The 1,420-nt window shown below is 46.5% G+C and carries 1 protein-coding gene; it reads left to right on the top strand.

Annotation, left to right across the window (positions count from 1 at the left end):
- Positions 1 to 139: 139 nt before the first annotated feature.
- The gene (locus PX636_RS04855) at positions 140 to 1,252 is read left to right on the top strand and encodes a DUF3747 domain-containing protein (RefSeq protein WP_288116373.1); all 1,113 of its coding nucleotides are present in this window, start codon (positions 140 to 142) and stop codon (positions 1,250 to 1,252) included.
- The last annotated feature ends 168 nt before the right edge of the window (positions 1,253 to 1,420 follow it).

Here is a 1,420-nt window from a genome sequence, read left to right as displayed (position 1 = left end):
CCTAAAAGTTTTACCCAACAAGGTTTTTAGATTTATTGAGCAAACCCTAGCTATCTTCCAAGAAAACAAAATTCTCTGGCTTACGTCTAGATCGATAAAATAAATGCAAGTACAATCTCTATAACAACGCTCCCTATTTATGAATCTAAAATCATCCTTAAAATTTACCCTACTGTTTTCACTTCTAGGGGGTTGTCTCCTGACTACACCGAGTCAAGCAACTCTCTTTGAACAACGAGAAGTTAATCAAGAGGATTTTATCGCTATTGCCCGACCCTACGGTAACGGTAAATACGATTTACTGATTTTGCAACAAATCCCAGGAAAACGCCAATGTTGGGCGGTAAATGGCACAGAACCGACCATTGTTCAGCCTCTCCTCCTCGATTTCGATTTTACCGGCAGTTGTGAACGGGCCACCGACAGTAACGGTTATTCCCTTCGCATTCAGGGCAAAGATTACGGTTTAGAATACCTGCTGCGTATCGTACAACGCAACGGGGAATTAGTCCTTGTGGGAACCCCCCGCAATCCCAGGCAATCGGAGGTAATTATTGGACGGACAAAAGGTTTAGGGACCGGTTTAATGCAAATTTATCTCATCGATGGCTGGCGCTTTACTAAACGCAGTCTAGCCGGTCAAAATCTCAGTCATATCTATCTAACTGCCGATAGTCCCAATTTCAATCCTCCCCCAGAATTACTCGCGGGTAATAGTTATTCCCTCCCCAGAGAATCCGTCAAAGCAGAAACACCGGTTAATCCTGCTGCTGATACCGAAGTGCGAGAATATACCTTTACCGCTGCAGAAACAGCAGTAGAGAGCAATCCTCAGCCAGTGGTCACTAATCGAGTACCAGAGTCAAATTTAACGCCACCGTCCCCAGTTACCCCTAATTTACCCCCCCTGACTCCTCCCAATGCTCAGAATAATAATGCAATTGTACCACCACCGCCACCGCGCAACCTAGGCAATCCCAGAAGTTTATCAGACGTAATCACTTTTAATCGGGCTGCCGCTAATCCCAGTAGTGGTAATACTAGCAATAGTGGTCGCCAAGGCTTTAAAGTAGTAATTGAAGCTAAAACCGATAGTGATCGCACTAGGGTTCGTTCTCTCTATCCCGACGCTTTCCCCACTTCCCACCAAGGTCGTCGCGTCTGGCAAATAGGCGCGTTTAGTAGTCGCGATAAGGCTGAAAACGCTTTACAAACTCTTGCCCCCCTGCGCGGATCGATCGTACCATTTTAGGGAACGCTGGAACTGCGGAACGGGGAACAGAGAGTGGATAGGGGAAATGGGAAAATGGGGGAATTTCAACTAAAACCCCAAAACCCTAAAACCCCAACTCTCAACTCCTGACTTGAAAGGGGGTGTAGGGTGTGGGGTGTGGGGTGTAGGGAAGGAAACCTCTTTCCT

This window comes from Microcystis sp. M53598_WE2 (genome assembly GCF_030067735.1).
Lineage (GTDB): Bacteria > Cyanobacteriota > Cyanobacteriia > Cyanobacteriales > Microcystaceae > Microcystis > Microcystis aeruginosa.
Note: the sequence above shows the minus strand (reverse complement) of the source record. Positions and strands in the feature narration are given on the sequence as shown.